The following is a 12,154-nucleotide window of genomic DNA, read 5'->3' as shown; positions in this document are numbered from 1 at the left end:
TGCCCACCCTACGAAGTCTTACCGTCCCTTATAAACCGCGCGGCGCTTTTCCTTGACCGCGGCGGCGGCCTCGATCGCGTCTTCGCTTTCCTTTACTTCATGAAGCTGGCGCTGGGCGCGGCCGGATTGTTCGGAGGGTCCGTGCGGCAGGACGCCTTCGGTGACGAAGCGCTTCAGGGTTTTCAGCACCAGCGGCGAGAACTCGGTCATCTCGCGCGCCATCTTCAGCGCGACCTCGACCTGCTGCCCGGCCGGCACCACCTCGTTGACGAGGCCGATATTCCAGGCGCGCTGCACCTCGACGATACGGCACAGCAGCATCATCTCCATCGCGATCTTGTGCGGGATCCGCGCAGCTAACCCCGCGATCATGCCGCCGGTAAATCCCATCCGCGCTTCGGGGTAGGAGAATTTGGCGTTCTCGGCCGCGACCGTCAGATCGCACATCATCGACAGCACCAGCGCGCCGCCGACGCACCAGCCGCCCACCGCCGAGATGATCGGCTTTGTCGTCTCGAACCCGACGGTCGGGATGCAGCGCCACAGTTCCGGAAAATTGCCGGTGTCGGCGCCGCCGGAAAACGCCTCATTGCCGGCGCCGGTCAATACCGCGGCCTTCTGCGTCGGCGAGCGCTCGAATTCCTGAAAAGCTTTCTGCAGCAACAGCGCCGTCTCGGCGCAGATGGCGTTGCGGCGCTCCGGCCGGTTGATCGTGACCAGCGTGGTGCCGTCGGCATTGTTCTCGACCAGAACTTTTTGCATTTTTGTTTTCCTCCCCGGATGCGGGGAGCGTAGCATCGGGCGGGCGCCTGTGCGACCCGCCCGGAAGGCGCGCCGGTGCCCGCTCAGCGCATGCGCCAGCTCTTGTCGATGTAGCGCTGGCGGTCGAGTTCGGTCAGCTGCAACGCGGCGCGATAGCTGTCGTCATCGGTCTTGACGAAATAGGTTTTGACCTGGATCGGCACCTGTTCCTCATCGGGGCCACCGACGAAGGCCTCGCGCAGCGGCCGTCCATCAAAGCGGCTGAGGTCGACCTCGCCGTCAAGATTCATCAGTGCCAGCAAGGTCGGCGCAAGGTCGACATTGCTCGAGGGCGTGCGCACGGTCACGCCACGCTTGAAATCGGCGCCCCAGGCCAGGAACGTGTTGCGGACGGTCCATGGGCTCATGCTGCCGTGGTTGCCGGCGGTGCCGGTGAGCGGCCCGGTGGTGGCCGCCTCGGTGTAATCAGTTCCGGATACGCCCGACGGACTCTTGGCCGAACTCCAGGGAAAGGTGAACACGATGTTGGGACCGCGTTCGCTGTTGGCGAGGTGAACCAGTTCCAGCGCAAACGTGCCGGGCATCTGCCCTTCCACCGGCACGCCCGAGCCGCCTTGTTTGCCCGCGGTGAAAAGCACACCGACCCATTGCTGCCGCTGCAGGAAGGAAACAATGGCGCCGATCCGTTCCGGATTTCGATCGCGGACATGCAGCGACATGGTCTGTCCGCTGCTGGCGAGGACGACGTCATCGCTGTCGGGACCGAGCTTGAGCCCGGCCTTGATCAGTTCATCAGCGACATTGACGCCGAAGATGCCGTGACCAAAGCCATGGTCGGAAACGACGATGATATTGGTCTTGTCGATCAGCCCGAGCTCGCGCAACCGGTCGAGCACGAGGCCGACCTCGCGATCGTCATGACGAATGGCCGCGCGGGCCTCCGTGGAGCCTGCGCCGGCCGCATGCTGGACGTGGTCGGGCTCGGTGAGCCAGTTGACGATCACGTCGGGCTTGAGCTCTGATAGCACGTAGTCGCGCAGCACCTGCCCGGTCCAGCTGACCTGATCGAGATACGGATCCTTGGCGCCGCCCTTTTTCGGTGCGGCCGGAAAGCGGCGCAGGATTGCCTCGTTCGCTTTGTCGGGGAATGCCACCCGCACGCCCGGCTCCCAATCGGCATTCACGAGCACGCCGACGCCCTTTGGCGCACGCGGATTGACCAACAGCGCGCTCCCGGTCGAGCCCGAGCTGACGACGGCCAGGGTCTTGCCGCGCTCGGCGAGAATTTCACCCAGGGTCTTGGTCAGCACCATGCGCTCGCCGGTGACGGCATCGAGCCGGAGCAGGTTCTTGTGATTATCGTTGTTGAACGCCCGATTCGGATCGACCTGCCGGACATAGAGTCGATTGCCGAAAATGCCGTTGCGGTCGGGATAGACGCCGGTCCCGATTGCTGCCGCGTTGGCACGGGTCACGGTCGGGAATACCGCGTGACCGTTTGGAAAATTCACCCCCTCCTCGCGCAGCCGCCAAAGATTGGGGGTTTCCTGCTCGGTAATGGAATCGGGCCGCAAGCCGTCGAGCACAAGCACGAGATTTAGGGTCGCTTTGCCGGCCACTGCCGGGCCGGCCGCGGTCGCGGCCGCGATGGTGGCGGCAATTGCAACCACGAAGGAAGGCTTCATCATCGATCGTCCCCGCTAAGCGCATTTTTCAGGATTGGCGCTGCGCGTGGGTTAGCCAAAAGCTGTTGCAGTTCGATGACTTGCAGGCCGAATGGCAAGAACCGTTCCGCACCATCAAGCCGCGGCCCTTAGCTCGGATACTTCGCCTCGACGAGTTGTGGAATGGTTCGTATCAGCCCGCCAAGCTCGCCTGACGTCAGCAACAGAACAACATCATCCGGCCGCAAGATGTCGCCCAATCTCGCCAATGCCCCGTCCGGGTCGCTTATCGCCTCGGCATCGTAGTTCGCCGCCCTGACGCGGGCGACGATTTCGTCCTGGGTCAGTTGGGCATGGGTGCCGGCGCCCTGCGAAGCCGGCTGATAGATGAAAATCCTGGACGCTCCGGCAAACGCGTCGTCATAGGCCGATATCGCCGCCCGGTTTCGCCAGGTGAACGTATGCGGCTCGAACACGATGATCAGCCGACGATCGGGGAAGTGCAGTTTTGTGGCGACGATGGCGCTCCGGGCTTTTTCGTAGGACGAGCCAAAACCTTCGTAGACCGGCACCTTCGATGCGGGCGAGAGCAATTCCATGCGGCGCTTGACGCCCAGGAACGTGCTCATGCCGGCGTTCAGCTCCTCGGGCGACAGCAGCTTCTTCTCCAGCAGCATCGCGCTGACGCCGACGATATTTTCGATGTTGTGATCGCCGAGCATGCGGGTCGAGAGGCGAATGATCTTTTCGCTGCCGCGCATCAGGTCGAAACCGGTTTCCGCGCCGCGCGCGATGTTGGCGGCATGCCAATGCGCCTTGTCGTCCAAGGCATAAAAAACCGTGGCGCAGGCGAGGCCTTCGGAAAGGGCGCGCGCGTGAGGCTCGCTGCTGCAGACCACCAGAAGTCCGTCTGCAGGCAGTGAGCCAACCAGGCTTTGATACGGGGCCAGATAATCCGCGTGCGTCGGAAAGACGTTGATGTGGTCGTGGGTCGCCGATGTAAGCAGGACGTTCTTTGCGTTGTAGCGAAGGAATTTCGACCTGTTGTCCCAGTTCGATGCCGGGTATTCGTCGCCTTCGAGAACGAACGTCGGGCCTTGCCCGCGGTGCGCGTGCCGTTCGAACCCGTTGGTGATCTCACCGATAAAATAGCTCGGATCCCTGTTCGATACCTTCAGGCACCACGCCAGCAGCGCAGAGCAAGTCGACTTGCCGTAGCTTCCTGCGGCAACGATCGTCTCGGAACCCGCGGTCATGTCGTGCAGCAAATCCGCAAACGATCGCACCAGCTTTCCGCTGTCCATCGCCGCGCGAACTTCTTCATTGCTGTCAGGCTGAAGCTTTGCGTTCTTGCCGATCACGATGACATCGGCATCGTCAGGAATGTTCTCTTTGCGGTATCCTGCGGCAAACGGGATCTTCTCGTTCCTGAGATAGTCGCTGACCGGCGGGTAAAAGCCTTCGTCGGAGCCGCTGATCTGCACGCCCATCTGCCGGAGCAGCAGCGCGGTCGCGCTCATGCCCTTTCCGGCAATGCCAATGAAATGCGCTTTCGAAAAATTCATCTGCCCCCCTGATTCGGGGATATTAGAGCGTTTTCCAGCGAAGTGGATACCGGTTCGCGTCAAGAAAACGCGTCACATCCAGAATCTGGAGCCCCGTTCCGATTCAATCGGAACGGGGTCTGGCGCTTACCGAGGGGTGAAGAAACCGGTTCGGTGCCAACCCGTGACGCGTATTCGCGCGGCCGGGCAGCTCCATCTTCCCGGGCTGCCATGCAAAAAAGGGCCCCCGCGTATCACGAGGGCCCCGTCCGCCTAGTCCTCTGTTGTCTGCAATTCCTTTGTCTCGACCTTATCCGACGAAGACCTGATCCGCTCCAGCAGTTGCAGGAATTCAGCGGTTTCGTCCGCGATCGATTTCGGCTGGGGCTTGGGTGGGAACGGTATCACTTCAGACATGGGCAAACCTCCCTGGGTGCCATTCCGCGCGGCATGTCCTTCTCATGCGAAATTGGCGCGTTTGTGCGGCGCGCCGTTTCGCGCGCGCCCGGAAGCCGCCTTAAATAATTCCAATTCTGCTCGGACGCGATCAGCCCCTGGACAATCCACGCACACCGGGATTGCGGACCGGGCGCCTGGCACCGAAGCCATCAGGCAATTTTCCTGCGCGGCTTCGATCGGGTTCAGGCGACTGTTCTTCGCGGGGGATCAGCGTAGCCTCGAACGGCAGGCCCGGCGCCTGCTTGGCCGTTCCCGAGCACGACGCCAGCCTGCCCTTGAATCTCCCCGCAAGCTCTACGTCGACCACGTCGAGGCCGAACAGCGTGGGCGGACCTGCCGTATGCCGCGTGGTCGTCAACACCGCGGTGAAATTGTCGTTATCGACCTGGTAGGAGCCGCTATAGGTGAAGCAGCAGTCCCCGCCCGATATAACACCATCTGCCAGGTGCACGATGCCGGTGCCTTCGCCACGCGAGGTCTTGTACCAAACCGCATATTGGCCGTCTCTGCGCATGAAAAAAACTCTCGCATGAGGAGAACTAACAATCGGTACCAACTAAGGGTTGGCGCATCGAACCGCTACAAAGGCGTCGCGCGGTAGTTAACGATCCAGAAAACGCGAGACGAAAATTGTAATCGCGAGCATGAACTGATTTGCAAGCTGAATGCACGTGCCGATCCGCGCGCGCGAAAGGCGATCGCCGGTCACGACGCACGGCCTTCCCGGCCGCTTCAGATGTTCACGTGAGTTACCGTTAACAGAAGCCTTCGCAAATGCCGCGGCTTCCTTTCCTGAACAACACAACCGTCACGCGTGACGACATCACCGCAGGGATCGACCGCCGAAAATAGCGCTGTAGCGTGCAATACATAACGAATCCGGCAAGAGAGGTTAGCAAGTTTAGGTTGTGAAGTTAAGGAGTGCGTAAACTTTCCTCAGTATTTTCCCTTATAGAACTGCCAGGGTCCCGGAAAGAACCCATGGCTGCGGCGGTTCAGTTACAACAACCGTCGCGGCTGCGCCGCACAAGGGGGCTTTGTTGGCACTGCCGTTTCCATACAATCCAGCATTGGATGGATTGCGGGCGGTCGCAGTGCTTCTGGTCATCGCAGATCATTGCGACGTTACGGTATTCGACCAGGGTTATTTTGGCGTCGATCTGTTTTTCGTTCTGAGCGGCTTTCTGATTACGCGGCTTCTCGTGGACGAAGTTGGCGTGACGGGACGGATCGACCTGTGGAAATTCTATCTGCGCCGGTTGCTCCGTCTCACCCCGCCGCTGCTACTGTTTCTGGCGGTGTACCTGCTGATTGCCCCGCTGCTCTGGCCGCAGCTCGACCTCATGTCGCATGTGCGCGACGCCGCGCTGGTGGCATTTTATCTGACCGATTATTCGCAGGCCTTCTGGCACAATCCGAAAGTGCTGATTCACACATGGTCGCTCTCGGTCGAGGAGCACTTTTACCTGATCTGGCCGTTCGCAGTTCTGCTGCTGGCGCGCATCGGGCCTCGCGGGCGTCTGGTCGTTCTCTTCGGCCTCTATTTGCTCGCCAGCGCATGGCGCATATACATTTATGAAACCCAGGGATGGGACGCGACGTATTATCGCTTTGATACGCGGATCGACGGCCTGATTTGTGGCGCGCTGCTGGCGACAGCCCTGCGGCACAAGGACCTGATCTCGGAAAGAGCAGCCAATGTCGCGGGCGTCGTCGCCTGGGCAGCACTCACCGTCTGCCTCTCGATCGGCTTCTGGCGCGCGCCCTGGTCGTTGGTGATCATGACCAACGTTGCCCATGTCGCCGCCGCAGGTTTGCTGATCTCGGCCTCGACAAGAGAATCGAGGGTCAGTCTGGTGTTGTCCGCACCCCCGCTGGTTGGCATCGGCCTCATCTCTTACGGCATGTATCTGTGGCATTATCCGGCAGCCATCTACTTCAGGGAGTTGTTTCCCTGGTACGTGACCGGTCCGATCGTCCTCGGTTTTTCGATCGCCATGGCCACGGTCAGCTACCTGGCTGTTGAACAGCCACTGCAACGCTATCGCCGCAGTCTCGGAGGAGATCAGCACAACGCCGCGACCAAGCCCGCATCCGTGGGCGGCGAGCAAGTGCCACAGACCGCAGTTGTCGCCACGACGACGTAGCGAGCAAGGGCGGGATCAAGCTTATGGAGACAGTCGTTGCGACAGATTCCGCATCGCCATCTGCTGATCGGTGCCAGCTTGCTGTTCCTGCTCGGACCAGTGCCGGCGCTATCGGAGGATACTGACCGGCTGCATATTTGCATCGCCCGCGCATTGCCGGAGATGGAGGTAACGATCGGCTTCACCCCAACCGTCACCGTCAACATTCCACGCTACAGCACCGACAAGAGCTGGTTTCAGCAGGTCAAGAACCTGTTTTGGCGGATCCGTGTTCCAGCAAGAGAAAGACTATTCAAGGCGCCCGACCGCCCCGAAATCACGACCCGACTTTACGAGACGGTGCAGTACCCGCAGATGGTATGGGCCGCGCCGGTCAACGCCGAACTGCGAAGAATGCAGGACAAACCCGGTGTGGGCGATGTCCCGCCACAAGGCGATTGTCTGCAATACGCTGACTTGTCGCCGAGGGAAATCCGGGATGACCAGCTATTCATTGGGATCGGGACACCAACCTACGGGCCGCCATGGCAGCCGGTGCGAACCGGCGACTGCGAAGACGAAACCCCTGTGCGAAGCGCGACCAGAACGCCCGAACTTGACTTCGACAACTTCAAGGCATGCCGCTATCAGCAGACCTCGCTCGGCATGGCTCACGACGTCGCGATCAGGTATTTCGGCCCCGACAAGACATATCCGTCCCTCTCCTGCCCTGTGCAGGCACTCGATTGCACAATGGGCCTGAACCGGGATGGTTGGTCATTCAATGTGAGTTTCCGCAAACAGAAGCTTCCGGAATGGCGTGCCATCGCGCGCGCCACGGCGGAATTCGTGGACAAGGTAACCGTCTCGCGCGACGACATCACCGCCGCGAGGATCGACCCTAGGCCGTAGGACGCAGCAGTGCTAACGCACGCTCACCTCGACAGCGCCAAGGCCGTCGAACGCAAATCGATAGAGGGCGCCGCTATCCGGAAACACTGTCTTCATGACGCTGCCGGTCATCACAACCTGCCCCGCCTTCAAGCCCACTCCACGCGCATTGAGTTGCGTGGCGAGCCAGGCGACGGAATTGAAGGGATGGCCGAGAATATCGCGGCCGTAACCCTCGCCGAACATGACGCCGTCCTTTGCCGCCCGGCCCAGAGCGGACTCCAGGTCGGGCCATTTCGCCGCGAATTCCGACAGGACGATGCCGCCGTTCCAGGAATTATCCGACACCAGCGAAAGCACATCGAGATTGCCGTAATCGGCGTTGCGGTCATCCACCATTTCGATGGCAGCGCAGACGCCGCCGACATGCGGGGCAATCATTTCAGCGCTCACCGGCGCCGCCGCGACCGGCACATCGGATTTGATGCGAACGGCGATTTCGAACTCGAGGCCGAGCCGCCCGAAATCCGCACGGCGGATGGTCGCGCCGGATCGATGCACGCGGCTTGCGAGCACCACGCCGGCGATGGGGTGGTCGATCCCGCAGAACTTCTGCATCGTCGCCGACGTCAGCCCGACCTTGTAGCCCACGGTGTCGCCGTGTTCACCGCGAAGCAGCGCGACATAGCTGTCCTGAATGTCATAGGCGTCCGAGATCGTGGCGGGTTTGTCCGGCGGAGCAAGCGAGGTAAACTGCAAATTGGCCTTGTGTGCCGCAAGCAGCGATTGCGCCGCGCGCCGGGCTGATGCGTCATCCATGGTGGTCTCCCCTGTTGTTTTCTTGTTCGTAGGGTGGGTTAGCGAAGCGTAACCCACCACTTCATTCATCGGAACAACTGGTGGGTATCGCTTCCGCCTTCGCTCTTTGAGCTACGGCGGACAAGTCGCTCCACCCACCCTACGCAGTGCGTAGGGCGGGTTAGCCGAAGGCGTAACCCGCCGCGTTGGCGCAACGAAAAGGCGGGTTACGCTTACGCTAACCCGCCCTACGAAGCTAAACAACGACGCTGGCTTACTCCGCCGCCTGCCGCGTCTCCGGCGCATCGATCACTTCCAGCACCTTCGGCGGCGACATCGGCAGGGCGTAAAAGCGTTTGCCGAGCGCGTTGTAGATCGCATTCGCCACCGCGGCCATCACGGGGACCAGCGGCACTTCGCCAACGCCCTTGACGCCTTGCGGGTGTTTCGGGTTGGGCACCTCGACCATGATGCAGTCGATCATCGGCAGGTCCGAACAAACAGGCATGCGATAGTCGAGGAAGCCGGGATTATCGACCTTGCCCTCCTTGGTGTAGATGTATTCCTCATTCAGCGCCCAGCCGATGCCTTGCGCGACGCCGCCCTGCAGCTGGCCCTCGACATAGCCGGGGTGGATGGCGCGGCCGACATCCTGCACGGCGGTGTAGCGGGTCACCCGCGCGATGCCGAGATCGACGTCGACCTCGACGTCGCAGATATGCGTGCCGAAGCCGCCGTCCGCGCCCGTGGTGTTGAGCTGCACGCCGGCGCCGATCGGGCCGCCCATCGCGGGCGCTTTCTCGGCGAGATCTTTTAGCGTCAGCGGCGGAAACTGGCCGGCATTCGGGCTCACGGGATGCGCCGCGCCGTCTTCCCACTTCACCGCCTCGGGATCGATCTCCCAGATTTTTGCAGCACGCTCGCGCAAGGTCTTGATGATCTGTTCGGTCGACTGCGTCACCACGATCGAGGAGGCGAACAGCACGCGGCTGCCGCCGGTGAGATTCGAGAAGCCGATGGTTTGGGTATCGCCGATGATGACGGAGACGCGGCGATAGTCGATGCCGAGCAGTTCGGCGCAGATGTTGGCGATGCCGGCGCGCGAGCCGCCGATATCGGGATGGCCCGTGGTGACGACGACGTTGCCGTCCTCGGTGATGTTGACCTGCGCGGAGGATTCGCCGCCGGCGTTGAACCAGAAGCCGGAGGCGACGCCGCGTCCTTGAAGTTTTCCGAGCGGCGCCTTGTAGTGATCCGACGCCTTTGCCGCTTCCACCGTCTCGATGTAGCCGATGCGCGGGAAGGTCGGGCCGTGCGCGGCTTTCGTTCCTTCCTTGGCGGCGTTCTTCAGGCGGAAGTCGAGCGGGTCCATCTTCAGCACCTCGGCGACTTCGTCGAGCACGCATTCCACCGCATAGGCGCCGATCGGCGCGCCCGGCGCGCGATAGGCCGCCACTTTCGAGCGGTTGGAGCAGACGTCATAACCTTCCGACAGCAGGTTCGGAATGTCGTAGGGTGTGAAGCTGCAGCCGACGGCGCCGCGGATCGGCGAGCCCGGCAGCGCGCCAGCCTGCAGATAGAAGGTGCCGTGCGCGGCGACGATCTTGCCGTCCTTGGTGGCGCCGATCTTCACCGTGCTCTTCGAGCCTGACGTCGGCCCGGTCGCGCGCATCACTTCCTCGCGCGTCATCACCATCTTCACCGGACGGCCGGACTTTTTCGCCAGCAGCGTCGCCAGCGGCTCGAGATAGACGATGGTCTTGCCGCCAAAACCGCCGCCGATCTCGGCGGGGATGGCGCGGATGTCGCTCTGCGGGATGCCGGTGAGATGGGCCGTCATCGCGCGGACCATGAACTGGCCCTGGCTGGAGCTCCAGATCGTGGTCTTGCCATCGGGCGCGACGCTGATCAGACAGGCATGCGGCTCGATATAGCCCTGATGCACCGGGCGCGTCGTGAAGCTGCGCTCGATGACGATGTCGGCCTTCTTGAAGCCTTCGGCGAGATCGCCCTTCTTGTGCTCGATCCGGCCGGCGATGTTGGAGGGCTTGCCTTCGAACTTGTTGAACTCGTGCAGGATCGGCGCGTCGGATTTGATCGCGTCCTCGATCTCGATCGCGAAGGGCAGCACTTCGTAGTCGACCTCGATCAGGTTGCAGGCTTCCGCCGCGATCGCTTCTGATGTAGCGGCAACGGCCGCAATGGGGTGCCCGGGAAACAGCGCCTTTTCGCGCGCCATCACGTTGCGGCACATCCAGCGCATGTCCTGGATGCCGAGCATGACGGCGCCCTTCTCGATCGGGAAATCGACGATGTCGCGCGCGGTGACGACGGCCTTGACGCCGGGCAGCGCTTCCGCCTTCGCCGTGTTGATCGATTTGATGCGCGCATGCGCGTGCGGGCTGCGCAACACCTTGCCCCAGATCATGCCGGGCATATTGGTGTCGGCGGCGAACTGCGCGCGGCCGGTCACCTTGTCCATACCATCAGGACGAATGGTGCGCTGGCCGATCCACTTGTTGTTGGTGACGACGGTCATGTTGCTGGCTCCGGCTGTTATTGGGCGCGCATTTCGGCCGCGGTGTCCATGACAGCGCGAACGATCTTGTCATAACCGGTGCACCGGCACAGATTGCCGGCGAGCCAGAAGCGAACTTCTTCCTCGCTCGGCTTCGGATTCCGCTTCAGCAGCGCATCCGATGCCACCAGCATGCCCGAGGTGCAGATGCCGCACTGAAGCGCGGCCATTTCCAGAAACTTCTGCTGCAGCGGATGCAGTTTTTCGCCCTGGGCCATGCCTTCGATGGTGCGGAGCTCGTGGCCTTCGGATTCGACCGCGAGCATCAGGCAGGAACAGATGAGGTTGTCATCGACCGTGATGCTGCACGCGCCGCAATCGCCGGAGGCGCAGCCCTCCTTGGAGCCGGTGAGCCCGAGCGGCCCGCGCAGCGCATCGAGCATGGTGTCGTTCGGCTCGCAGAGGAACTCTGATGGTTCGCCGTTGATGGTGGTTGACACGTGGACCTTGGCCATGAAGCTTAATTCCCTTTGGCGCGTTGGGCGGCAATCGCGGTGGTGCGCTTGAGCAGCACACCGGCCACTTTGGTGCGGTAAGCGATCGTGCCGCGCTTGTCGTCGATCGGACGGCAGGCGGCGGAACAGGCGGCGGCTGCCGCATTGAGCGCGGCTTCGTCGAGCTTGCTGCCGATCAGGGCTTTGGCGGCCGCTTCGACCAGCAGCACGGTCGGCGCCACCGCGCCGAGGCCGACGCGGGCGGCGGTGCAGACGCCGTCCTTCAGCGTCAGGCTGACGCCGAGGCCAACCACGGCGATGTCCATTTCAGTGCGGGGGATCATGCGCAGATACGCGTCGCTCGAGCCTTTCGGCCGCGGCGGCAGCGTGAAGCTGACGAGGATTTCGCCGGGCTTGAAATTGGTGCGGCCGGGACCGGCCGGCACCTGTTCCACCGGCATTTCGCGGCGGCCATCCGGCCCTTGCACCGTGACGATGGCGCCAGCCGCGACCATGGCCGGCACGCTGTCGCCGGCCGGCGAGCCGTTGCAGAGATTGCCGCCAGCGGACGCCCGCCCCTGGACCTGCTTGGAGCCGATCAGGTTGACGGCCTCCAGCACGCCGGGCCAGACCTTGCCGAAACTGGCATGATCATGCAGCGCCATGCCGGAAACGGCGGCGCCGACGCGAAACCCGCCATCGGCGGTTTGCTCGATTTCCGTCATCTCGGCGATTTTCTTGATGTCGACGATCAGGCCCGGTTTCACGACGCCGGCGCGCATTTGCACCAGAAGATCGGTACCGCCGGCTAGGATGCGCCCTGCACTTCCGGCCGCGGCGAACGCCTTGATCGCTTCATCAAGCGAATTGGGCGCCAAATATCGGAGTTCCGTCATGG

General features: G+C 62.3%; 11 protein-coding genes. 2 read left to right on the top strand and 9 right to left on the bottom strand.

What is annotated here, in order from left to right:
- Positions 1-18: 18 nt before the first annotated feature.
- From JQ641_RS20455 to JQ641_RS20435, 5 genes are all read right to left on the bottom strand, one after another.
- The gene (locus JQ641_RS20455) at positions 19-762 is read right to left on the bottom strand and encodes an enoyl-CoA hydratase/isomerase family protein (RefSeq protein WP_211997770.1); all 744 of its coding nucleotides are present in this window, start codon (positions 760-762) and stop codon (positions 19-21) included.
- 83 nt (positions 763-845) lie between these two features.
- Positions 846-2,450, bottom strand: coding sequence for an alkaline phosphatase family protein (locus JQ641_RS20450; RefSeq protein WP_211997769.1), 1,605 nt, complete (start codon positions 2,448-2,450; stop codon positions 846-848).
- 125 nt (positions 2,451-2,575) lie between these two features.
- Positions 2,576-3,991, bottom strand: coding sequence for a UDP-N-acetylmuramate--L-alanine ligase (locus tag JQ641_RS20445; protein ID WP_211997768.1), 1,416 nt, complete (start codon positions 3,989-3,991; stop codon positions 2,576-2,578).
- A gap of 252 nt (positions 3,992-4,243) precedes the next feature.
- Positions 4,244-4,387 carry a hypothetical protein gene (locus JQ641_RS20440; protein WP_192738514.1) on the bottom strand — a complete coding sequence of 48 codons (144 nt, stop codon included), beginning with the start codon at positions 4,385-4,387 and terminating at the stop codon, positions 4,244-4,246.
- Positions 4,388-4,517: 130 nt separating this feature from the next.
- The gene (locus tag JQ641_RS20435; protein ID WP_211997767.1) at positions 4,518-4,943 is read right to left on the bottom strand and encodes a hypothetical protein; all 426 of its coding nucleotides are present in this window, start codon (positions 4,941-4,943) and stop codon (positions 4,518-4,520) included.
- A 526-nt stretch (positions 4,944-5,469) separates the two neighbouring features.
- On the opposite strand from JQ641_RS20435, the gene JQ641_RS20430 reads away from it, so the two are divergent.
- A complete protein-coding gene (locus tag JQ641_RS20430; protein ID WP_211997766.1) occupies positions 5,470-6,576 on the top strand; it encodes an acyltransferase family protein in 1,107 nt (368 codons plus the stop codon).
- A gap of 36 nt (positions 6,577-6,612) precedes the next feature.
- Positions 6,613-7,467 carry a hypothetical protein gene (locus JQ641_RS20425; protein ID WP_211997765.1) on the top strand — a complete coding sequence of 285 codons (855 nt, stop codon included), beginning with the start codon at positions 6,613-6,615 and terminating at the stop codon, positions 7,465-7,467.
- Positions 7,468-7,479: 12 nt separating this feature from the next.
- Here JQ641_RS20425 and JQ641_RS20420 read toward each other — a convergent pair whose 3' ends face one another.
- The 4 genes from JQ641_RS20420 to JQ641_RS20405 all read right to left on the bottom strand — a co-directional run bounded on the left by JQ641_RS20420 (position 7,480) and on the right by JQ641_RS20405 (position 12,152).
- Positions 7,480-8,265: a 2-keto-4-pentenoate hydratase gene (locus tag JQ641_RS20420; RefSeq protein ID WP_211997764.1), complete on the bottom strand. Its 786-nt coding sequence runs from the start codon at positions 8,263-8,265 to the stop codon at positions 7,480-7,482.
- A 253-nt stretch (positions 8,266-8,518) separates the two neighbouring features.
- Positions 8,519-10,783, bottom strand: a complete 2,265-nt coding sequence (locus tag JQ641_RS20415; RefSeq protein ID WP_211997763.1) for a xanthine dehydrogenase family protein molybdopterin-binding subunit — start codon at positions 10,781-10,783, stop codon at positions 8,519-8,521.
- A 17-nt stretch (positions 10,784-10,800) separates the two neighbouring features.
- Entirely contained in the window at positions 10,801-11,277 is a 477-nt protein-coding gene (locus tag JQ641_RS20410; RefSeq protein ID WP_211997762.1) for a (2Fe-2S)-binding protein, read from the bottom strand.
- A 5-nt stretch (positions 11,278-11,282) separates the two neighbouring features.
- On the bottom strand, positions 11,283-12,152 hold the full coding sequence (locus JQ641_RS20405; protein WP_211997761.1) for an FAD binding domain-containing protein: 870 nt from the start codon (positions 12,150-12,152) through the stop codon (positions 11,283-11,285).
- Positions 12,153-12,154: the final 2 nt, after the last annotated feature.

This window comes from Bradyrhizobium sp. JYMT SZCCT0180 (assembly GCF_018130165.1).
In the GTDB taxonomy this organism is placed as follows: Bacteria; Pseudomonadota; Alphaproteobacteria; order Rhizobiales; family Xanthobacteraceae; genus Bradyrhizobium.
The sequence above is the reverse complement of the archived record's forward strand: the minus strand, read 5'-3'. Positions and strand labels throughout refer to the sequence as shown.

Bases quoted from the DNA above. Each gene is read 5' to 3' on its own strand.
- JQ641_RS20455 (WP_211997770.1), bottom strand. From the start codon at position 762: ATGCAAAAAGTTCTGGTCGAGAACAATGCCGACGGCACCACGCTGGTC.
- JQ641_RS20450 (WP_211997769.1), bottom strand. From the start codon at position 2,450: ATGATGAAGCCTTCCTTCGTGGTTGCAATTGCCGCCACCATCGCGGCC.
- JQ641_RS20445 (WP_211997768.1), bottom strand. From the start codon at position 3,991: ATGAATTTTTCGAAAGCGCATTTCATTGGCATTGCCGGAAAGGGCATG.
- JQ641_RS20440 (WP_192738514.1), bottom strand. From the start codon at position 4,387: ATGTCTGAAGTGATACCGTTCCCACCCAAGCCCCAGCCGAAATCGATC.
- JQ641_RS20435 (WP_211997767.1), bottom strand. From the start codon at position 4,943: ATGCGCAGAGACGGCCAATATGCGGTTTGGTACAAGACCTCGCGTGGC.
- JQ641_RS20420 (WP_211997764.1), bottom strand. From the start codon at position 8,265: ATGGATGACGCATCAGCCCGGCGCGCGGCGCAATCGCTGCTTGCGGCA.
- JQ641_RS20415 (WP_211997763.1), bottom strand. From the start codon at position 10,783: ATGACCGTCGTCACCAACAACAAGTGGATCGGCCAGCGCACCATTCGT.
- JQ641_RS20410 (WP_211997762.1), bottom strand. From the start codon at position 11,277: ATGGCCAAGGTCCACGTGTCAACCACCATCAACGGCGAACCATCAGAG.
- JQ641_RS20405 (WP_211997761.1), bottom strand. From the start codon at position 12,152: ATGACGGAACTCCGATATTTGGCGCCCAATTCGCTTGATGAAGCGATC.